The sequence below is a fragment of the Nonomuraea sp. NPDC048882 genome (genome assembly GCF_040649755.1).
Classification (GTDB): Bacteria; Actinomycetota; Actinomycetes; order Streptosporangiales; family Streptosporangiaceae; genus Nonomuraea; species Nonomuraea maheshkhaliensis.
Window position 1 is genome coordinate 117,944 of sequence record NZ_JBEZGB010000011.1, and the last position, 20,050, is coordinate 137,993.

The window sequence follows — 20,050 nt, forward strand, 5'->3', positions numbered from 1 at the left end:
GTTCACCCCATCACGGGTTTGACCTCGAACGGGTCGACGACGAAGTAGCCGTCATGGGCGGTGCACTCGCCAGGCGGCTCGGTGAACGTGGCGATCCTGGGGATGGGCGGCTTCAGAACGGGCGGAAAGTTCGAGCCGCCCGCCTCGATCAACGTACCCTCGAAAACTCCCCCGACCTGGGGAATCTCGATGCCCCGCCGGCCATCCTCGGCCCGGGCCGGCTTCGTGCCCTCGGGCCACAGCGGGATCTGCGTCCTGTGCCGCCCCTCGGGATCGTCCTGTCTCGTGAACACCAGGCATCGCTCGTCCTCCAGCCATTCCAGCCGCGCCGTCAACGGCATCAAGTTGGAGTAGAACTCTCCCCGATACACGACGATGGCCGGATCGGTGCCGATGACGGCGTGGCACACCTTGTCCGAGGGACACGGTGCAGGCTGGGCGGCCTTGGGTGTGTCCGACGTGCAGGCCACCGCACTCACGAGCACGGCGACGACCGCGGATAGTCGCCTCACGGGGGCGACCCCCTTCCGGCGGGAGTTGGCTGGACCGTACCGCAAGATCTGTCGTTCGCCGCTGCTATAGATGACGCCAGTAGCTGATCTCCACTGATCTCGACGACAGAAGGATGGCCGATGGCATCGGTGACGTTTCGCGACGAGTCCGCGACCGGGCGGGCGTTGGAGGAGTTCTCCGTGCCCGGCCTGCCGCAGTGGATCTCGGCCAGGGAGCTGGTACGGCTGCGCGTGCGCGAGGAGGTGGCCCGGCACAACGCCGCCCCCAAGGCGCTCTTCCGCGGGCTGGTCAAGCCGACCGACGCCGAGGCCGAGCTGAACGGCTACCGGTTACGCACCGCGCGCCGGCTCGACTGGGAGAAGCAGGCCGACGCCGCCGAGTCCGCGTTCGCGCGCAACGGGTTCCTGCTGCTGATCGGTGACCGGCAGATCGAGGACCTGGATGTGCGGATCGACCTGGCCGCCGATCCCGTCGTGTCGTTCGTCAAGCTCGTCCCGCTGGTGGGTGGCTGACGTGAGCGTGCTGTCCCCTCTCGCGCAGCGCCTGCTGGACCTGATCTCCGGCACCGCGAGCGATCCCACGTACTGGCCGGAGGTCTCCCGCCTGAGCGTCGGCTTCGCCGGGCTGGGCAGCGGAGCGACCGTGGCCACCGCCCCGCACGCGCTCGACGGGCCGGCCAGGGAGCGGCTGGTCGAGCCGGCCCGCGAACTGGTCGGGTTCCTGCTGGAGGAGACCAGAAGGCACGCGTACGGCCGGTCCACCGTGCTGGTGGCGGCCGGGCTGGCGGGCATGGACGCCGACGTGCGCGCCGTGCTCGCCGAAGACTGCGGGCCGATCGCCATCGCCGAGACGGACCTGCTGCTCGACTGGGACGTGGAGCTCCGGGCGCTGTTCCGCGAGGCTCCGGGTTTCTCCGAGCCGGTGCCGGGGTTGACCGAATGGCTCGCCGGGCTGCCCGGATACCTGGGCTTCACCCGTACCGTGCTGGAGATGGCGCGCGACCGCGTCGCGGCGATCCACGCGGGCGAGATCCCGTACCGGGCGGAGAAGGCGTTCGACGACAGCGAGAAGCGGGTGCTCGGCAGGGCGGTGCGGGTGGCGCTCCTCCGCGACGAGACCTGGCTGCCCGAGCTGCTGGACGAGCTCGTACGCGGCATCGCGGTGGCCCCCACCCAGGCCAAGACGCTGCCCTCGCAGGGGCTGCTGTTCGAGATCGCCCGCGCGGCGGAGCAGTTTCCGACGCCCGAGGCGATCTCCGCGCTGCGCACCGCTCGCCGCATCACCCGGCACGGCGGGGTGCCGATGCAGCTCGACCGCAAGTTCAAGCGCATGGAGCCAGCCCTGGCCGAGCGGCTGGAGGTGGCGTTCAGGATTCCCGACGGGCGCGTGCGCCAGGAGCTCGGCGAGCACACGGCGGTGATCTCGATCGACGGCGGGGTCGAGCTGTCGTGGTGGCACGGCGACAAGAAGCTCAAATCGGTCCCGGCGGCGGTTCGGCGGGAGCATCCCGACGAGGTCAAGCGGCTGCGCGAGCTGGCCAAGCTGACCCAGCAGCAGCAGGCGACCCTGGGCAGGGCGCTGGAGGCCGGCTACACCGGCGGCACGGACGCGCCGTACCGGCGGCTCGAAGGCCATCCGATCGCCGAGCGGCTGATCTGGGAGTTCGAGGTCTCCCCCGGCGTGTGGCGCGCCGAGCTGGGGCTGAACGTGCCCGACCTGCCGGTGCGGCTCTGGCATCCGGCCCGCGCGTCCGTGGAGGAGGTACGCGGCTGGCGGGAGCTGGTGCAGGGCAAGGAGCTGCGCCAGCCGTTCAAGCAGGCCTTCCGCGAGATCTACCTGCTCACCCCGGCGGAGGAGGCGGCCGGCGAGTGGTCCAGCCGGTTCGAGGGGCACGTGCTGCACTATCGGCGGCTGCGGGCGCTGTTCAAGGACCGGGGCTGGCAGTCCAAGTTCCAGGGTCACTGGGAGGACGACTCCGACGCGCACCGGGTCATGGCGGGCGGAGAATGGCGGGCGTCGCTGGAGCACTACCTGAACGACGGCGAACACGCCGAGATCGGCCGCGCCCGCTTCCAGCGGATGATCGGCGGGGCCTGGCACGACGCGCCGCTGACGGAGGTGCCGCCGCTGGTGTTCAGCGAGGCCATGCGCGACATCGACCTGTTCGTGGCCGTCGCCTCGATCGCGACCGACCCGGAGTGGATCGGTCAGGGGTCAGAGCGGATGCGCGACTACTGGCAAGCCGGCCCGTTCGCGCCCCTGCCGCCCTCCGGGGAGGTGCGCAGGGACGCACTGTCCCGCCTGATCGGCCGCACGGCCATCGCCGACCGGTGCACCCTGACCGATCGTCATCTGGTGGTACGGGGGGATCTGCGCACGTACAAGATCCACCTGGGGTCGGCGAACATCCTGATGGAGCCCAACGACGCCTACCTGTGCATCGTCTCCGCCCGCGGCCCCCATGCGGGGCTGTTCCTGCCGTTCGAGGAGGACGGGCGGCTAGCGCTCATCCTCAGCAAGGCGTTCCTACTGGCGAACGACACCACCATCACCGACCCCTCCATCACCCGCCAGCTCCAGGTCTGATCGGGCACCAGCTCAGCCCGCTCCCACCAGGCCGATTGCGGTTCGTCGCTTTCGCCCGTATGACCGCTGCGGTTCGCGATGTAGAACGCAGCGTCATGCCTCCGGGCTACCGAATTGGACACCGAGGTGCTCGGCGACTCGAGTACTGGGGAAATTCCTAGGCCAACTCTGGAGGCGTACCCTGCTGATCGCCTCTAGTGTCGCTTCATGGGCGGCAAGGATTTGCAGCCTTACGAAATGCATGCCGGCGCAGTCGCTTATGCCTGTCGGTGATCGGATACATCGATCGACGCCCTCATGGCACCGGTGATCTACCCATCGTCGGCGACCGGAGGTTCATCGCCAAAAGCATGGAGAGTGCCATGAGATTTCGGGCATGGAGAGGTCTGCCTCTTCGTTGGAGGCAAGGCCGGTCGGGCGCTGAATCAGGTTACGACGCGTTCATCTCGTACGCACGAGCCCCTGGTAGCGGACTCGCCACCGCTCTGCGAGATGGTCTGCACACTTTCGCCCGTCCGTGGTACCGGCTGCGTGCCTTGCGAGTGTTCCGGGATGAGTCCAGCCTGTCGGTCAGCCCGCAGCTGTGGCCCTCCATCCAACGTGCGCTGGCCGCTTCCCGGTTCCTGATCCTGCTGACCTCTCCCGAGGCGGCGCAGTCCAAATGGATCGCCAAGGAACTGCAGGAGTGGCTGACACGTGACGCACATGGACAGCGGCTTCTGCTCGTGCTCACGTCGGGAACACTCGCCTGGAACGAACAAGCCACCGACTTCGACCCCGCCCTTTCCACCGCACTGCCATCCGCCTTGCGGGGAGTGTTCGAACATGAGCCTCGTTACATCGACTTCAGCTGGGCACGCGAAGAAGAGCAGCTCGATCTGCGCAATCCACGCTTCCGTGCGTTGGTGGCCCAACTCGCCGGCCCCATCCATGGTCGGCACGTGGATGAGATGGAGGGCGAGGACGTACGCCAGCACCGGCGGACCAACAGAATCGTCCGTGCCACGATCGCGACCCTGACCACTCTGACGGTGGTCGCCGGCAGTGCGGCGGTCATCGCCGCCCAACAACGTCAAGAAGCCATCGCGCAGCGCCAGGAAGCGCTGCGCCAACTCGCCCTCGCGACTTCGCGAGAGCTGGCGGCGACCGCCGAGCTGAGAAGCCGGCGCGACATGCAGAGTGCGATGCTGCTCAGCACGGCCGCGTTCGCCATCGGGGACACCCAGGAGGCTCGCACCAACCTGGCACGCCAGCTCAACCAGGGAAGGCACGTGGAGAAGTTCCTCCCCGGCCCTGGACCAGGCTGGGACAAAGTGAGTCTGAGTCCCGACGGTCGCAGCCTCACCGCGATCGACCAGGGCAGTGGAGCCGTCGCCGTACAAGATCTCACTCGCACGCAGGAGCCCCTGCGGACTCTACCCGGCGTCAGCGGCGCCCTGTCCGCGGTCATCAGCCCGAACGGCGAACTCATCGCGGTCACTCAACCTGACAACATCACCGTGTGGAACGTGACAAACACCAGCCTCGTGGCGGCGTTCGACGCTCCGGACTCCGGCTCGCCCGACTTCAGCCCCGACGGACGCATCCTCGCCATCCCCGGCATGGAAACTGAAGGCCGCCCCTATCCCGTGGGTAAGACAACGCTCTGGGACATCGGACGCCACAAGCCGCTGGGTGATCTGGTGGGCGACGCGGGCCAGGTGACCTGCCACTTCAGCCCGGACGGAACGACGATCGCGACCGCCCAAGGAGCCGACATCACGCTCTGGAGCGTGTCCAGTCGCACCCCGATCCGCACCTTGACCGGTGGCCATGATCGCGGAGTATTCGACCTGGCATTCAGCCCGGACAGCACAATGCTCGCCAGCGGAGGGCACGATGCCCGACTGATCGTCTGGGATATCGCGACCGGTGACCAACTGGCTTCCCGAACCCATGACGGCGACGTCAACACCGTCGCCTTCACCCCCGACGGCCGCACCCTCGCCGCCGGCGACAATGCCGCAGGCATCACCGTCTATGACATCGCCGACCGTACCGATATGAAGGGAAAGACCAGGCTGACCGGCGGTCATACCAGCGCGGTCACCCAGCTTGTCACCACGTCCGACAGCCGAAAAGTCATCTCTTACGGTGACGACGGCAGGCTCATCGTCTGGACCCTCGCCGCACAGACCCCGCTCATCCTGGCAAGGAGTCCCGGAACCGGCAGCGAATACGCAGGTAACCCCGTTTTCAGTCCAGATAGCCGAACTCTTGCCATCCCTACCGAGGCCGGAGTCGTGCTGTGGGACATCGCCCGACGCCAACGGCTGACCACACTGCCCGAGTCGGGACATCATCCTGCCTTCAGCCCCGACGGCCGTACCCTGGTCACGATAAGCGGCGCCAACGTCCTGCTGTGGGACACGGCTCGACGGACCCAAAAGACAACCCTTCCTGGTGCCGCGTTCGGAAACGCGGCGAGCCCAGGCGCGGTTTTCAGCCCGGACGGGCGCATCCTTGCCGTTCCGTCCGGCCCATCCGTGATCCTCTGGGACTTCGGCACACTGCGCAAGCTGGGGACGCTCGATGCCCGCGACGCCGATGACGTCGTGCACGGATTGGCCTTCAGCCCCGACGGCCGCACTCTGGTCACCGGCGGATACGGCCACACCTCTATCGACTTCTGGGATGTCGCGGAGAGGACGCGACGGAGCAGCCTTCCGAGCGGCAGCGGCGACCCCGTTTCCGCGCTCAGCTTCTCCCCGAGCGGCGACCTACTCGCCTGGAACGCCCTGGAGAGTCCCAACACCGCTATCGGCGGCGACTTCAGCATTGTCATTTGGGACACCAAAGCCAATAGCAGACGGGCCACATACACCGTGCACAACGGATTGGGAAGAACGGTCGCGTTCAGTCCCGACGGGCGCATCCTCACCAGCGACGGTGCCGGTGTCCACCTCTGGTCGCTCGAACAAGGCGAACAGATCATCTCCCTCGCCGACCCGAGCGAGACCGACCCCGCTCATCCCCGCGGTCCCGTCTTCAGTCCCGACGGCCGCATGCTCGCCACCACCGGCTCCGACAACCACGTCACCCTGTGGGACATCGACCCAGCGTCGTGGAGCCGACGCCTCTGCGCCATCGCCGGTCGTGATCTGTCCCTCGCGGAATGGCAGTCCGCCCACATCGGTCAGCCACATCGCCGTATCTGCTTTTCTGAATAGGCCCGTACCGAGAGGCTCGCCACCTCTATCACCGATAGAGCTTGCGTCTGGCGCCGTAATACGCGGGCGGCGCGGGCACGTCACCCCGAGTCGATGTCGGCCTGGGCGCGTTTTTCGAGGAAGGCTCGGGTGGCTGGGTCTGGGGTGAGGGTGGATGCCTGGGCGTAGGCCGTAGCTGCTTCCTGGTGGTGGCCGAGACGGGTGAGGAGGTCGGCGCGGGCCGCGTGGTAGGGCTGGAAACGTTCGCGTTCGACGGGCAAGGACTCCAGGAGTGACAGGCCCGTTTCTGGTGAGTGGGTGCGGCCGATGACGGCGGCGTGGGCCACTCGGCTGCCCAGGCTGGGTGCGATCGCCACCAGGGCGGTGTAGAGGGTGCACAGGGCGTGGTCGTCGGTGGTGCCGGTGCGGGCGCGGTCGCAGTGGACGGACTGGATGGCGGCCTCCAGTTGGAAGCGGCCGGGTGCCTGGCCGGGGCGGGTGGCTCGGTGGAGGTAGGACTCGCCTTCGGCTATGAGGTGGTGGTCCCATTTGTCGGGGTTCTGGTCGTGGAGTGGGAGGTAGTGGTCGCTGGGGCTCGTGGCGCGGGCCGAGGCCAGGGTGAGCAGGGCGGCCAGGGCCCAGGCTTCGGGTTCGTCGCCTAGCAGGGTCGCGGTTGTGACGGCCAGGTATCGGGCCTCGCCTGCTAGCGAGGACGCTTCGCCTCGGTCGGGGAAGGCCAGCGCGTAGCAGCCGTACACCGCTTCGAGGACCGGGGGCAGGCGCTCGGGCATCGCCTGCCGCCCCGGGACGATGAACGGGATTCTGGCGTCTCTGATTCGGCGCTTGGCGCGGACCAGGCGTTGCGACATCGCGCCGGCGGGCACGGCGAAGGCGCGTGCGATCTGGGCGGAGTCGAAGCCGAGGACCGCCTGCAACATCAGCGGGGTGCGGACGTTGGCGGCGATGGCCGGGTGGGCGCAGACGAACAGCAGGGCCAGGCGGCGGTCCGGGATCCGGTCCGCGTCCAGGTCCAGGTCCAGGTCCGGGTCCGGGTCCGGGTCCGGGGCCGGGTTCGGGTTCGGGTCCGGGGCCGGGTTCGGGTTCGGGTCGGTCCATGGCTGGTCGGTGTCGGCCCCGGTGGCTGCCTCCAGGGGCTGGGTGCGGCGGTGGGCGGCGGATTTCCACAGGTCACGCTGCCGGTTGCGGGCGACCGTCAACAGCCAGCCGTCGGGATTGTCCGGTACGCCGTCACGCGGCCAGGTGGTCAGGGCCTGTTCGAAGGCGTGTGCCAGGGTGTCCTCGGCCAGTTCGACGTCGCCGGTCGGTGCGGCCAGCAGGGCGAGCAGGCGGCCGTACGACGTCCGGGCCGCGCGCTCGGCGGCATACGCGGCCGTCTCCTTATCGGTGGTGGTCATGTCGGCTCATCGGTCATTCCGGGTCGCTGGTCAGGGTGACGCCGTCCTCCGAGGCGTGGCCGTTCCCGTACGTCATGACGACGGGACCCACGTTCCGGACTCGATGTGTACGGCGCCGGGGCGGATCTCGACGGTGCCCCACGACAGCGGCGGCGCCTGGCGGGCCCACTCCAGGGCGGCGTCCAGGTCCGGGACGTCGATGACGATCACGCCCCCGAGCTGCTCCTTCGTGTCGGCGAACGGGCCGTCCTGGATGCGCGGCTCCCCGTCCACCAGCGTGAGCGTGGTCGAGTTGGATGACGGCTGCAGCACCTGGCCGCTCACCAGGATCTCGGCCTGCTCCAGCGTGGCGGCGTAGGCGGCCATCGCCCGCATGCCCTCGGCGACCGCCTCGGCCCCGATCGACTCCTCGGTCGCCTCGCCGTAATGGAACAGCAGCATGTAACGCATGTCCGTATCCTTCCTCGTCAGTTGACTCGGTAGCGAGCGATCAGCACGCAGGTCGTGGTGGTGATCGACTCCTGGAGCGTCAGGTCCGTACGTTCTCCCGCGCCGAACAGCCGCGCGCCCGAGCCGAGCACGATCGGGTGGATGAGCAGGACGTACTCCTCGACCAGGCCCGCCGCATGCAGTGAGCGCACCAGCTCGCCGCTGCCGAGCACTCTGATGACGCCGTCCGTCCGATCCTTGAGCTGTGCGACGGTGTCGGTCGCCTCCCCCGTCAGGAGGGTGGAGTTGGGGTGGGCGAGTTCGGTTTCGGGCCGGCGGGAGGTGACGTACTTGGGCGCGTTCACCAGTGTCTCGGTGAACGGGTTCGGGTCGGTCACCGAGGTCCAGTGGCCCAGTATGTCGTCGTACGAGCGATGCCCGAAGAGCATCGCGGTGGCCCGGTCCAGGCCGCTGATGTACGTGGCGATCACCTCGTCGGCGTACCCGATGCCCCAGCCGCCATGACGAAATCCGCCCCTGGTGTCCTCGTCCGCCCGGCCCGGGCCCTGGATGACGCCGTCCAGGCTGAGGTTCGCCAGAACGCTGATCGTGCCCATCTTCTCTCCTCGTGATCGTGCCGGCCGCAGGAGCGGCCGGCACAGTGATGACGAGGTCGGGACGGGCGAACAGACAGTGAGAGGTCAGCCGAGCCAGGTCGCGAGCTGGGACATGGCACTGGAGGACCAGCCGAGCTTGAGGTGGTTGAGCGGGAGGGTCGCGGTGGCGGCGCGGTTGGTGATGCCGTCGGCGGCGGTGCAGCTCGCCACGAAGACGGCGCCGTCGGACGGGCCCGTGTGCTCGTTGTGCAGCAGGGCCATGTCGGGCATGTTGCCGCAGAGCTGGTAGACCGGGACGCTCGACGCCGTGCCCGCGTTGATGAGGGGCTGGACGAGGGAGCCTCGGTCGATGGCCCACTGGATGCCGCGGCCGGCGGTGTAGAAGCCGGTGCCGCCGTAGTAGGTGGTGTACCAGTCCTGCTCGGCGGCGGGCAGCGGGTAGACGTCGTCCCAGCGGTAGAGCATGTCGTCGGAGCCGGGGTAGGCGTTGCCCTCGTAGCTCAGCTCGGGGTGGTTGCGCCACAGTGCGTAGCAGACCATCTGGGAGTGGGGCGCGGGCGCGTTCAGCGAGCCGCCGCATTCAGGAAATATCGCGAAATCGTGGGTCCAGCCGTGCCGGTAGCCCCAGTCGAACCCCTTGTTCGGCCCGCCGACGAGGATCAGCTTCCTGACGTCGCCCGCGTACGCCGTCCCCCAGGACTTGCGCAGCGACGAGACGTACATGCGCGCGTTGAACGCCCCCTTCGACCAGCCGATCACGTCCACCTGCGCGGCCCCGGTCTTCGCCCGGATCCTGGCGACGGCGTCGTGGATCTGCTCGGCCCAGTAGTGGCCGTCCCCGGTGATGTGCGGGAAGCCGATCGCGAAGACCTTGTAGCCCCGGCCGTTGAGGTGCTGCATGAGTCCGGTGGTGGGGCAGCTGGCCTGGCCGCAGCCGTACGCGCCGCTCGCGTTGGGGTTGGCCCAGGCCAGGTCGGCGGTCTGGTTGGCGCCGTGCACGAGCAGCACGGGCGTGGTCTTGGTGCCCGTCTGCCAGCCCGGCGCGTGGTAGAGCAGGAACCGCGAGGAGTGTGGACGGGCGACGTCGCCGAACAGGCGCCTGGTCTGTCCCTTCTGGTCGCCTCGTCCGTCGGATGGGTAGGTCTCGGTCTGGAACCCGGTGGAATTGTCCTTGTAGCGCTCGACGAGCGCCCAGCCGTTCTCCAGGCCCGAGGTGTAGGTGGCCTCCAGCGTCACCGATCCCGTCGCGGTCGCCGCCGCGGGTGTCGTGACCAGCACACCGGCCGCTAACGCGAGGGCCGCGACCAGCTGTGTGAACGAACGCCGTCCCATCAGACCTCCTATGAAGCCGAAGTTGAGCCATGCTCACCCGGCCCCGGGAACCGGTCAATGTGAGCCGGACCCATAGCCCGGTGTCGGCCGGCGCCCCAAGCAATCCTCAGCTGGCGCTGAGCGCCTCCTCCGTGGTTCCGGTGATGGCGTACGCGCGTTCGGGGCGGACCGACCCCGTGGCGACGTCGATGCCGTAGACCTGCACCCGGACCCGCTTGAACCCGATCTTCCGCACCATCCGCAGCGTGGCGTCGCCGGTCCAGACGAGCTCGACGGCCGTGTCGGCCTCCGTGAGCCTGTTCTCCGCGGGGTCCCGCTGGACCTTCTGGCCTGAGGCCGGCAGTGGGTACGTGGCGGTGATCAGCTCGCTCTCCAGGTCGTACAGGGCGATCTTGGGGGTGGGGCCGATGAGGTAGACGGCCACGGTGTGCCCGTCGGCGTGCAGGGCGGCGGTGGTGGCGTTGTCGCCGATGAGCCGGGGTGGCACGACGGTGGTGGTCCGCTCGCCGTTCGGGTCGTGGACGCTGATTTTGACGGATTTTTCGTCATCCGTGCTGACCAGGACCTGGTCGCTGTCGGCACTGAAGCTCAACGCGTCATCGTTCACGGAGACCCCCGCCACCTTGCCCAGCAGCGCACCGGTGCCGCCGTCGTACACCCGCGCGGGCTGCTCGGTGTAGCCGGCGTCGCAGCAGTGCACCGCCACGCGGGAGCCGTCGTACGACATCGTCACGCGGGTGACGTCGAGCTCCGACGTCGACGGCCACGCCTTGGCCCGCGAGACCCGGGTGCGGCCGTCGAGGTCACGGATGACGAGCCGGGCGTCCTTGGCCCTGACGTAGGCCAGGCGGCGGCCGTCACCGCTGACCGCGACCGCGCCCGCCCACCGGCCCGCCCCGCTGATCACGTGGCGCTTGCCGTCGGTCGTCCGATACCACCATGGACCACACCATTCGGCGTTGCGCGGGTCCTTGGCGCAGTCGGAGACGGCGGCGTACCGGATCGGGGCGGCCTCGGGAACGGCCGCGTGAGCACTGCCGGGGACGGCCACGAGCGCCGAGCAGGCGGCGAGCGCCGCACAAAGGATCTTCATACGGGCTTGGACCCCTCATCGCCGCACAAGGTTGATCGCGGTCTGATAACGGACCTTAGTCGGTGAGAACGGTCAGGTCGCCCCAGTGGGCGGGCCAGGCGACGCGCCGGTCGATCGTCCAGGCGAGCAGGCGGGAGAGGTCGTCTTCCCGGCCGGGCGGGACGATCACGGTGCCGTCCTCGAACGCGGCGGCCCAGGTGTCAGCGTCCAGGGCCAGCGTCGCCTCGAGGGTCGCCCCGGGGGTCGCCTCGGGAAGGGAGTCCCCGCCGTCCCGTTCGTCCGGGCGGGGTGCGTCGGGTTCGTGGTCGAAGGCGAAGTCTCCGATGATCTCTCCGGTCGCGGCGCGGACGAAGCGCAGCGATTCGCCGCCCACCATCACGAGCACGTCGTCCGGCGTCCATTCGAGGCCGAAGAGCGGCAGCTGCTCGCCGGTCTCTCGGTAGAGGCCGTCGATGACGCGCAGGCGTTCCGGCCGCCCGCCCAGCTCCCAGAGCTCGACGCGGCCCGCGTCGTCGACGAGTGCGGCGCGACGGCCGTCAGGGGACCAGGCCCAGGGCAGCGGGTCCCAGCCGCGCGGATGGGCACGGTGTACGCGGACATCCAGGTCGTGCAGGCGTTCGCCGGTCGTCCCTTCGAAGATCGTGACCCGGTCGGACGTGACGACGGCGAGGCGGTCGTCCGGTCCCCAGCGCAGGAACTCGGCCTCGTCGGGGGTGGGATGCTCGGACAGCGTCCGGCCGGTGGCGGCGTCGGCGATGATCAGCTTGCCGTCACGCTGGTAGGCGAGCAGGCGCTCGCCGAGGCTCCATTCGGGCGGATCGCCGTCGTGGTCGGCTCCCGTCTCCAGGATCCAGTCGACCTTGCGTTCTTCGGCGTCGAGGCAGACGATCCAGCCGCCGCGCAGCTCGCCGTGGATGCGGCGACCGTCGCGCGACCAGTGGATACGCCTGAGCAGGAGCTCGGGTTCCTCGCCCCAGTCGTCCTCGTAGCCGCCGGGCAGGGGGCCGGTGAACTTCAGCGGCTCTGGGCCGAGTTCCTCGCCGTCCGGCGGCCCGGACACCTGCCCCTGTTCCATCGAGACGATGACCTGCCACATGAAGGGGGACCCGCCGCCGTAGACGAGCGCGCGCCTGCCGTCGGGCGCGAGCGCCATCCCGGCCGGTCTGCCGCCGGCGAAGAAGAACGCCTGGGCGATCGGCTCGCGATCGGCGCCGAACGGGTCCCACACGCCGGTCGCGTTGGTGCTGAACTCCAGCGCGATGCGGGCGCCGTCCGCGGACCACTGCAGGCTGCGCGTGTAGTCGGGGAAGCCGACGCCGCCCGCGATGCCGTCGATGACGTTGACGCAGCGGCCGGCGGGGACCTCGAAGATCTGCAGGACGCCGCCGGCGTCGTAGTCTTCACCGGTGTGGCTGCCGATGGCGAGATAGCGGCCGCACGGGCTGAGCGCGTAGCCGTTCACCTCGCCGCGGTGCACGTCGGGATGGCGCAGCACGGCGCCCGCCGCCCGGACGCGGGTGGTCGCGAAGCGGTGCGCCTCGGTGACGCCGTGGGCGCGTTCGAGTGCGGCGAGGGTGTCACGCAGGGGCGCGGTGTCGCGCGCGGGATCGTAGCGGGACCAGTCGGCGGCCCGCAGAACGGCGAGCGCGGCGGCGGGGCCGCCCGCCGGGTCCAGGGAGTCGATCATGCCAGCCGACGATAACGCGGAGCTCCGACAATCGCGTGAGGCCGAGCGGTCAGTGCGTCGGGACGAATAGGATCAATCGCGTGGATCTGCACGAAACCGCAGCCCGGCTCGGGGTGCCCGTCAAGGATGTCGAGCGGGTGCACCGGCTCGCCGGTGACCGGCCGTCGGCGCCGCTGCCCGCCAAGGACGATGTGCCCGCGTTGCTCGACCGGCTCGCGGTGCTGCCGGACGACGCCGCCGAGATCATGGAGGGCTGGCCCGACCCAGGCTCCCCGTTGTGGACGCCCGAGCTGCGCTGGCTGCTCGACCGTTCGATCGCGCTCGTCCGGGCCGACGTCGGTGGTCACGAGTGGCTGTCGCCCGGCCCGTCGCTGCCGCGCGGGCGGGGGCCCGCCTGGCGGCATCTCTACGTGTACGCGTACCTGGCCCTGGTCGACGTCGCCATGGGATACCACCGCGACCACGGCATCACCGAGGACGTGTCGTGGGCGAGCCTCGCGGACCTCGGCCGCAACCTCGCGGTCGACCGGCGCATGCGCCGCGAGGGCTGGCCGGTGATGCAGAGCTGGCTGACCCTGCACTCGCGCGGCACCATCTACGAGCTGGGCCGGCTGCAGCACCAGCACAACGACACGGCCATCGAGCTGCACATCCCCGAGTCGGGGCCGATGACCCCCGAGACGGTGGACGCCTCGCTCGACGAGGCGCGCGCCTTCTTCCCGCGCCACTTCCCCAACGTGCGTTACACCGCGTTCTCGTGCGGCTCGTGGCTGCTCGATCCGCAGTTGCTGGAGTATCTGCCGGCGGACTCCAACATCGTCAGGTTCCAGCACAGGTTCGAGCTGGAGCCGTACGAGGAGCAGGAGGGGCAGGACGCCGACGTCGAGGTGCTGCGGTTCGTCTTCCGTACGCTGACCACGCCGCTCGACGAGCTGCCGCGCCGTACGGTGCTCCAGCGTGCGATCGTCGATCACCTGAAGGCGGGCCGCCACTGGCGCATCCGCCGGGGCCACATCCCTATATAGCCGGACGACCAGCGGCCGCATCTCCCTATAGCCGGTCAGCGGTTCGTGAGACGGCGCAGCAGGATCTCGGCAGGGCCGCGGTGGCCCGCCCGGCGCATCAGGTCGGCCAGCAGGACCGACGCGCCCCAGACCGCGACCGCTGCCCGAGCGCCGACAGCGCCAGCGTGACGGGCCCGTGGTCGCCGCCGATCCGGTACGCGGCCAGGGTGAGCGGCGAGGCCAGGCCGATGCCGCCGGCGTAGCCGGTCAGGTCGTGCGCGAAGGCGGCGAGCCAGGCCACGGGGGCGGAGGTGACCGGCCAAGCCCCGGCCAGCATCAGCGCGGCGGGGATCCGGGCGCAGACGGCGACGCCCAGGCAGGTCAGCGCGACGCGGCGGAGCAGCGGCAGGTGCCGCTCCGGCTCGTCGAGGATCCGGCGCCGGGCGGCCCAGAGACCGGCCAGCATGCCCGGCACGACCATGATCGTGCACAGCGCGGTCTCGACCGGCCAGGTCGGGATGGCGGCGACCAGGTGCTTGGCCAGGGTGGGCTCCCTGTAGACGGCCAGGGTGGGCGGGGTGCCGGCCGTCGCCACGATCAGGGTGTTCGCGCTCTGCCAGGTCAGCAGCAGGGTCGCGGGGAGCAGGGTCGCGCCGGCCGTCCACAGGAGCACTGAATCCCTGGCTCGGATGATCGGCGCGAGGGCGAGCAGCGTCAGCCCGTACACCGCGACGATGTCGATCGGCACCAGAACGACGGTGTTCGCGAACCCGATGACGGTCAGCCAGAAGCCTCTGCGCCGCAGCAGCCCCCTGAACGAGGTCCACTCGGTCTGCCGCCTGGCCAGTTGCCCCAGCCCGTAGCCGAACAGGAAGACGAACATCGCCCGCGCCTGGTTGTCCGCGACCAGCGACTTGACGAACTTGGCGGCGCCGTTCAGCCAGGCCGGCCCGGCGTCCCAGTCGGCGACGAGGGCCGGCGCGTGCGCCAGCGCGATGAGCAGCAGCATGAAGCCGCGGGCGAGGTCCGGTGCCAGTGACCGGGTGGTCACGTTCATGGTGGCGGTCATGGGTGTCCTTCCAGGGAGGAGGCCACCCACGATGTCCGCGCCACCTGACGGCGACCTGACAGGCCGCCCGCGCGTCCGTCAGGCCAGCCGGCTCAGCGCCTCCCGCCTGCGCACCTCCGCATCCGCCGACAGACGCTGTCAGGTCAGCCCGGCCAGCCGGTTCAGCGCCTCCGGCCTGGGCATTTCCGCGCCGCGCCGGTAGGCCGCGTGGTACTCCCGCTCGCCGAGGCGTGCGGTGAGGTCAGACACCAGGGCGCGCAGCTCCGGCTCGCCCCGGTCGAACACGCCGCGGATGGCCCGGCTCGTCCCGAGGGCGGTCGCCGCGCCGGCCGGGTCGCCCTCCAGCAGGAGCAGCCGGGCCAGTTACTCGGCCGCCGAGGCCGGGTCCCGTGCGGCGAAGGCCGCCTGGACGGAGCCCGTACCGGTCGCCCACGTCTTCGAACAGGCTCAGTGTGACGGCCAGCCGTTCGGCCCCGCCGCGCCAGTCGCCGCGGTCGGTCAGGGCGAAGGCGTCCACCCAGTGGGCCGCCGCCCTGGCCCACGGGTGCGGGTGCGCCATCGCGCGGGGCAGCTCGCGTTCGAGCAGGTCGTCGATGAGCGCGTCGGAGGGCACCGCCCGGCCGGCGTCCAGTGCCAGCCGGGCCACAAGCGCCCGCGACCGCGCTCCGCCCAGCGTGACCTGGCGCGCGTCGTCGTCGAGGACTCGCACCGGTCCGAGCAGCGCAATCCGCACCGAGCCACCCTCTCAGACCTCGGCCCGCAGTGCCCACGGCCCGCCACCGGTGGCGGGCGAGGAGGTGGCGCCGGTGCACCGCCGGCGGCCAGGCACTGGGCGAGCACATCCCTGGCGGCGGCGATGGAAAGGCCACCGGCCGGAACCTGGTGATTCCGGCCGGTGGGTCAAGGTGACGGGGGCAAGGTGAGTGTCAGTCCATGGGTCAGACTCTGGCGAGAAGCGCTCATCTACATCATCACTGTCAGTCCAGCCAGCGGCCCACCCCGCGCACCGTGACTTCGAGGAGTTCGGCCGGATTGTCCGGGTCCGGATAGTAGATGATCATGGTCGTTCCGGCCGGGAGCAACATCTTGACGGCCTGCACGCACCCGGCCACCGCCTGCCGCTCCCGGTCGGGCCCGGTGCCCTCGATCGGCACCGCGTCGCAGACGCCGCCCGGATTGTTCATGACGAGCCGGAGCGTGTTGTCCCGCAGCTCCACGTCCCGGGTGGCGACGCGATAGGCGAGCTGCGTCTCAAGGTGCCAGGCCGGAGGCGCCATCGGCAGCCCGAACGCCTGCCCGTACAGCAGGGCGAGGCGCTTCTCCAGGGCCGCCAGGTCGTCGTGCAGCCCGCTCTCGACCGTGTAGCGCGCCCACTTGTCGAGGTCGTCGATCGGCGGCAGGCTCGCGATGGGCAGGCCGCTCGCGTCGAGCAGCCGGCCTGACCCGTCCACGATGTAGCCCTGGTTGTTCGTCTGCTTGAGCGACTCGCTCACGTTCTTGAGCTGCTGCGCGGTGTCCGCGAACGGGCACTCCCCGCCCTCCAGGACGCACCCGACCGGCACCGTACGGTGCAGCGCGGTCGCCAGGCCCGACTCGTAGATGGCCGACAGGATGGTCCGGTCGGACATGTGCCCGTGCAGGTACATCGTGCCCAGGATCGAGTTGTACTCGGTGAACCGGAGCTCCTCGGGAACGAGGGACTCGATGAAGGTCCCCTTCCACTGGCCCGAGTACTGGTTCCAGTCGGGATCCTCGGTCAGGTCGAGAACCCCGGTGAAGCAGTCCGTGAAGTTCCACGGCTTGCCCTTCCAGTGGCTGCCGAAGGCGTTCTTGCACGCGCCGATCACGGTCAGCTGGGAGGTGGCGTTGATCAGGTCCAGCGCGGTCAGGGCCATGTACTCCTCGCCGAGCCGGTGGGCCTCGCTCTCCTGGTCGGCGATCCCCCGTGCGGCGAAGTAGAACAAAGGGCTCATGACCACGGACATGCAGGCGTCCTGCGCCTTGCCCACGAACTGCCTCTTGCAGTACTCGACGCGTTCCTTCGCGTAGCCGTCCGGGTCGTGCAGCGGGCCCTTGGGGTCGTTGAGGATCTCCTCCACGTACGCGTTGCAGTCGTTGTAGCCGGGCAGGCCGTCCTCGGGACCCCACTTGCAGTGCCCGTACCACTCGCCCTTGAGCGTGCTCAGATACTTCTCGGCCTCCTCCCGGTAGTGCTCGAACACCGCGGCGGCGATGGCGGCCGCCTCCGACGCGCTCTTGTTCGCCCTGATCGCCGAGGCGAACGCGGCGTCGTAGGCGGCGAAGGCGCTGCTCGCGTCCTTGGCCGCCGCGACGGCCGAGGCGCGGGCCCAGCGCGCCGAGAGAGACGCCTCCCTGGCCGACCGCTGGGCCTGCTTGGTCGCGGCGGCGGCGGTGCGGACCGCCTGCGCCGCTCGTTCGGCGGACGCGGCGGCGTCACGGGCGTGGGCGACGGCCTGGGTGGCGAACGTCCGTGCCTGGTCGGCGGCCCTGCCGGCGTCGTTGGCGTACCCGATGGCCGCCTCCGCCGCGCCGCGTGCCTCCGCCGCCGCGGCCTGCGCGGTGCGCGCGAATTCGACGGCCTGCTGCGCGATCTGCGAGGTCTCGATCATCAGCGAGGTGGCGATGTAGTTGTGCGTGGCGGTCGCGTAGTCGCGTTCCGCCGCGCGGTGCCGCTCCACCTCCAGGAACTCCGCCTGCGTCGCCGTCGTGCCGGCCAGGGCCACCCGGGCGCCGTTGCGGACCTCCGTCCCGTACTGGTCGTCCCCGGCTATCGCGGTGACCTTCGCCCTGACGTCGATCGCGTACGCGGTGTTGTGCGTCACCTCCAGGAACTCCGTCAGCTTGGCCGGGTCGTCGGAGCGCAGGGCGAGGTTCGCCGCCTCCTCGGTCTCCGTGTGGCCGGCCTGGCGGGCCGCGGCCAGGATCCGCCCGACCTCCTCGCGCTCCTCACCGGCTCGTTCCGGATAGACCGGGTTGTCGAGGAACGCGATGACGTCCTGCCACGAGCCGTCCAGAGCCCTCTGTCCTGCGGCTCTCCTGGCCGGGCTGCCGGTGACCAGGAGCGCCGTCAGCGTCGTACGGTCGTCCTGCTCCTCGGCGGCGGCGAGCCCGCTCTTGACGAACTCGACGGCGAGAACCCGGTCGTCCTCACCCAGCGCGGCCATGGCGGCTGAGCTGGTCCACGTGCCGGGCACGGTCGCGAAGTAGCGGGCCACCTGCCGCACCTTGCCGGCCGCCACGGCCGGATCGGCCTGCGGGTGGGCGGCCTGGGCGATCAGCGCGTCGATCTCCGGGGTGTGGTAGCGCCGCATCGGGACGCCGAAGCCGCGGGCCTCCCCCAGCCGGGACTCGGTGGCCTTCTGACTGATGTGCTGGGCGAAGGAGAGTTCCAGCTCGAACTCGTTCTTGAGCCGTTCGGCGTCCGCCTCGCGCGCCGCCGTGTAGACGGCCTGCGCCGTCTCGGCCGCCTTCAACGCGTCCTCGGCCGCGCGGTAGGCGTTGTTCGCGTGCTCCGTCGCCAGTTCGGCGGCGTTGACGGCGCCGCCCGCGTGACTGGCCGCGCTGGCGGCGGCGCTCGCCGCCTGCTCGGCGTAGGACACCGCGCGGGTGGCGGCGTCGCGTGCCTTGCCGGCCGCGTCCTTGGCGATGTCCGCGTGCCGCACCGTCTCCTCGGTGGCGCGCCTGGCCCGGTCCGCGCTCGCCTTCGCCCGCCCGGCCGCGGCGAAGGCCGCCCGCGCCTCGGCGCTGGACACCCCCGCGTAGTGGCCGGCCGCCTCGGCGGCACGGCCCGCGGCCTCGGTGTTCGCCCGCGCCGAGTTGGCGGCGGCGATCGCGGCGTACGCCTTCTGGGTCACGTCGTTGATCTGGTTGATGGGCGAGAACCAGGCGGTGATCTGCGGGCCGATCTGCTGCATGGTCCGGTTGTGCGCCGCCGCCTCGTCGGCGGCGTTCGCGTCCAGCTCCGCCCTGGCCGCCGCCGCCCACGCCTCGTCGGACTTCGTGTGCGCCCGCGCCGCCGCGGTCGCCGCGCGTCCTGCCGCCCCGGCGGCGGCCCGTGCGGCGTCCGCCGCCGCCCGCGCGGCCTGTACGGCGACGCGCGACGCCGCCGCGGCCCGATCGGCGGCCTCGGCGGCACGCTGGGCCTGCCGCCTGGCCTCGGCCGACTCCTGCCCGGCCAGCCCGGCCAAGCGCTGCGCCTCCTGCGCGTCCCGCATGGCGGCCTCGGACTCCGCCTTCGCCCGCTCGGACTGCGCCACCGCGGAGATCGACTCCAAGGCCGCGCGGCGCGTCGCCTCCGCGGCGCTGGCCCGCAGGTCGTTCAGCGTCTGGTTCTCGTTGTCGCGGGCCTGGGCCACCCCCCAGTCGATCGCGACGAACCGCTCCTGCATCTCCAGGCTGCCGTCCTGGAGCGCCCGGTTCGCCGCGGCCTGCACCTCGGGGCCGCCGTCCGCCATCGCGCGGTTGACGACCGCGCGCAGATCCAGCCGGTACGGCACCCGCCAGCCCGACTCGATGAACGCCCCCAGCTCCGCGGCGTCCCCGTCGCGCAGCACCGCGTTCGCGGCGGCCTTGACCTCGGGCCCACCGGCCGCCTTCATCTCGTTCACGCTGGCGCGCAGGTCGATCTCCCTGGCCCGCGCCCAGCCGCCGTCCAGGAACTTCGCCACGGCGCCGGGGTCGTCCGAGATCAGGGCGGCGTTGGCGGCGGCGGACACGTCGGGTCCCCCGCGCGCCTTGATCCGGCCGGCCTGCTCGCGCTCGTCCTGCGCCGTGAGGCGGGGCAACTGGGTGAGGAAGGCGCAGATCGCCGCCTCGTCCCCGAGCAGCGCCTGCTCGGCGGCCGGGCGGACGTTCACGCCGCCCGTGACCCAGGCTTCCAGGACCACCTGGCGTTCGCAGGCCGGCGCGGCGGGGGGATCGGCCGCCGTCGCGGCCCGTACCTCGCCGATCGGGGCGCCCATGAGGAGCAGCGAGAGCACGGCTCCGACGACTCCGGCCGTCTTCCAGGGAGCCCTGTCACATAACGCACGCATCGCATTTCCACCGTTTCGGTCGATGCTTCAGAGAGGAACAGGCCGGTCGGCCAGGAAGGCCGA

The 20,050-nt window shown here is 70.6% G+C and carries 14 protein-coding genes; 4 read left to right on the plus strand and 10 right to left on the minus strand.

The window, feature by feature from the left end:
• Positions 1 to 2: 2 nt before the first annotated feature.
• Positions 3 to 512 carry a hypothetical protein gene (locus AB0C27_RS34500; protein ID WP_357852771.1) on the minus strand — a complete coding sequence of 170 codons (510 nt, stop codon included), beginning with the start codon at positions 510 to 512 and terminating at the stop codon, positions 3 to 5.
• Between the two features lie 120 nt (positions 513 to 632).
• On the opposite strand from AB0C27_RS34500, the gene AB0C27_RS34505 reads away from it, so the two are divergent.
• From AB0C27_RS34505 to AB0C27_RS34515, 3 genes are all read left to right on the plus strand, one after another.
• Complete coding sequence (locus AB0C27_RS34505) at positions 633 to 1,025, plus strand: hypothetical protein (protein ID WP_357852774.1); 393 nt, start codon at positions 633 to 635, stop codon at positions 1,023 to 1,025.
• Position 1,026: 1 nt separating this feature from the next.
• Positions 1,027 to 3,099 (plus strand): DUF4132 domain-containing protein, encoded by a 2,073-nt coding sequence (locus tag AB0C27_RS34510; RefSeq protein ID WP_357852777.1) that lies wholly within the window; start codon positions 1,027 to 1,029, stop codon positions 3,097 to 3,099.
• 536 nt (positions 3,100 to 3,635) lie between these two features.
• Entirely contained in the window at positions 3,636 to 6,308 is a 2,673-nt protein-coding gene (locus tag AB0C27_RS34515; protein WP_357852780.1) for a toll/interleukin-1 receptor domain-containing protein, read from the plus strand.
• A gap of 80 nt (positions 6,309 to 6,388) precedes the next feature.
• Here AB0C27_RS34515 and AB0C27_RS34520 read toward each other — a convergent pair whose 3' ends face one another.
• The 6 genes from AB0C27_RS34520 to AB0C27_RS34545 all read right to left on the minus strand — a co-directional run bounded on the left by AB0C27_RS34520 (position 6,389) and on the right by AB0C27_RS34545 (position 12,860).
• Positions 6,389 to 7,702: a DUF6596 domain-containing protein gene (locus AB0C27_RS34520; protein WP_357852783.1), complete on the minus strand. Its 1,314-nt coding sequence runs from the start codon at positions 7,700 to 7,702 to the stop codon at positions 6,389 to 6,391.
• Between the two features lie 72 nt (positions 7,703 to 7,774).
• Positions 7,775 to 8,152, minus strand: coding sequence for a YciI family protein (locus AB0C27_RS34525; protein WP_346115083.1), 378 nt, complete (start codon positions 8,150 to 8,152; stop codon positions 7,775 to 7,777).
• Between the two features lie 17 nt (positions 8,153 to 8,169).
• On the minus strand, positions 8,170 to 8,748 hold the full coding sequence (locus AB0C27_RS34530) for a dihydrofolate reductase family protein (protein WP_357852787.1): 579 nt from the start codon (positions 8,746 to 8,748) through the stop codon (positions 8,170 to 8,172).
• A gap of 84 nt (positions 8,749 to 8,832) precedes the next feature.
• Positions 8,833 to 10,080 carry a hypothetical protein gene (locus AB0C27_RS34535; RefSeq protein WP_357852790.1) on the minus strand — a complete coding sequence of 416 codons (1,248 nt, stop codon included), beginning with the start codon at positions 10,078 to 10,080 and terminating at the stop codon, positions 8,833 to 8,835.
• Between the two features lie 106 nt (positions 10,081 to 10,186).
• On the minus strand, positions 10,187 to 11,173 hold the full coding sequence (locus tag AB0C27_RS34540) for a hypothetical protein (RefSeq protein WP_357852792.1): 987 nt from the start codon (positions 11,171 to 11,173) through the stop codon (positions 10,187 to 10,189).
• 55 nt (positions 11,174 to 11,228) lie between these two features.
• Positions 11,229 to 12,860 (minus strand): WD40 repeat domain-containing protein, encoded by a 1,632-nt coding sequence (locus tag AB0C27_RS34545; RefSeq protein WP_357852795.1) that lies wholly within the window; start codon positions 12,858 to 12,860, stop codon positions 11,229 to 11,231.
• 80 nt (positions 12,861 to 12,940) lie between these two features.
• On the opposite strand from AB0C27_RS34545, the gene AB0C27_RS34550 reads away from it, so the two are divergent.
• Positions 12,941 to 13,885, plus strand: coding sequence for an acyltransferase domain-containing protein (locus tag AB0C27_RS34550; RefSeq protein WP_357852798.1), 945 nt, complete (start codon positions 12,941 to 12,943; stop codon positions 13,883 to 13,885).
• Positions 13,886 to 13,982: 97 nt separating this feature from the next.
• Here the strand turns inward: AB0C27_RS34550 and AB0C27_RS34555 are convergent, their stop codons facing one another.
• From AB0C27_RS34555 to AB0C27_RS34565, 3 genes are all read right to left on the minus strand, one after another.
• Positions 13,983 to 14,933: a DUF418 domain-containing protein gene (locus tag AB0C27_RS34555; protein WP_357852801.1), complete on the minus strand. Its 951-nt coding sequence runs from the start codon at positions 14,931 to 14,933 to the stop codon at positions 13,983 to 13,985.
• A 241-nt stretch (positions 14,934 to 15,174) separates the two neighbouring features.
• Entirely contained in the window at positions 15,175 to 15,666 is a 492-nt protein-coding gene (locus AB0C27_RS34560) for a hypothetical protein (protein WP_357852804.1), read from the minus strand.
• A gap of 244 nt (positions 15,667 to 15,910) precedes the next feature.
• Positions 15,911 to 19,987, minus strand: coding sequence for a DddA-like double-stranded DNA deaminase toxin (locus AB0C27_RS34565; RefSeq protein WP_357852806.1), 4,077 nt, complete (start codon positions 19,985 to 19,987; stop codon positions 15,911 to 15,913).
• Positions 19,988 to 20,050 lie beyond the last annotated feature (63 nt).

Bases quoted from the DNA above. Each gene is read 5' to 3' on its own strand.
- AB0C27_RS34525 (WP_346115083.1), bottom strand. From the start codon at position 8,152: ATGCGTTACATGCTGCTGTTCCATTACGGCGAGGCGACCGAGGAGTCG.
- AB0C27_RS34505 (WP_357852774.1), top strand. From the start codon at position 633: ATGGCATCGGTGACGTTTCGCGACGAGTCCGCGACCGGGCGGGCGTTG.
- AB0C27_RS34555 (WP_357852801.1), bottom strand. From the start codon at position 14,933: ATGACCGCCACCATGAACGTGACCACCCGGTCACTGGCACCGGACCTC.
- AB0C27_RS34535 (WP_357852790.1), bottom strand. From the start codon at position 10,080: ATGGGACGGCGTTCGTTCACACAGCTGGTCGCGGCCCTCGCGTTAGCG.
- AB0C27_RS34520 (WP_357852783.1), bottom strand. From the start codon at position 7,702: ATGACCACCACCGATAAGGAGACGGCCGCGTATGCCGCCGAGCGCGCG.
- AB0C27_RS34530 (WP_357852787.1), bottom strand. From the start codon at position 8,748: ATGGGCACGATCAGCGTTCTGGCGAACCTCAGCCTGGACGGCGTCATC.
- AB0C27_RS34540 (WP_357852792.1), bottom strand. From the start codon at position 11,173: ATGAAGATCCTTTGTGCGGCGCTCGCCGCCTGCTCGGCGCTCGTGGCC.
- AB0C27_RS34565 (WP_357852806.1), bottom strand. From the start codon at position 19,987: ATGCGTGCGTTATGTGACAGGGCTCCCTGGAAGACGGCCGGAGTCGTC.
- AB0C27_RS34545 (WP_357852795.1), bottom strand. From the start codon at position 12,860: ATGATCGACTCCCTGGACCCGGCGGGCGGCCCCGCCGCCGCGCTCGCC.